Here is a 511-nt window from a genome sequence, read left to right as displayed (position 1 = left end):
ATTATTACTGTTTGATCCGCCTCCCAAATTAATACTTGGGGTCGAAATACTGGAAGAACTGCTGCTGGATGAATTACTGCCAGAATTGTTATTGTTTAAACTATTCATCCCAGTGTTGTTGGATGAACCATTTGAACCGGCTGAACCAGATACCGCCTGACCAGTCACCAGACCCTGTAAAATTTCAGCCAGATTTTTGGCACTGGCATATTTTAAGCGAAACACCTTGAGCCCACCCAAACGATCTGCTGCCGGCACATCCAGCATTTCAATCATCTGGCGGATACGTTTACGGGTTGCAGTATCACCTTTCAGTACAATCCGGTTGGTACGGGTATCGGCAATAATTCGAATCCGTGAACCTTTTAAATCTCTAGCTGCGCCTGTAGAGCTCATGGATTCCAACAGACCAATCATTTCTTCAGCCTGACTGGATTGCAGTGTCACTGCTTCAATATCGTTTTGTCCGGTACCGTCCAGGTTACGGATAATGGTTTCCAGCTGATAGATA

The 511-nt window shown here is 45.0% G+C and carries 1 protein-coding gene; it reads right to left on the bottom strand.

Annotated elements, in window-relative coordinates:
* The coding region (locus B2Y23_RS11710) for a secretin N-terminal domain-containing protein (protein ID WP_291370965.1) at positions 1 to 511 on the bottom strand (511 nt) is incomplete at both ends.

It is taken from the genome of Acinetobacter sp. UBA5934 (assembly GCF_002430855.1).
Classification (GTDB): domain Bacteria; phylum Pseudomonadota; class Gammaproteobacteria; order Pseudomonadales; family Moraxellaceae; genus Acinetobacter.
This window is presented reverse-complemented; position numbering and strand designations above follow the sequence as displayed.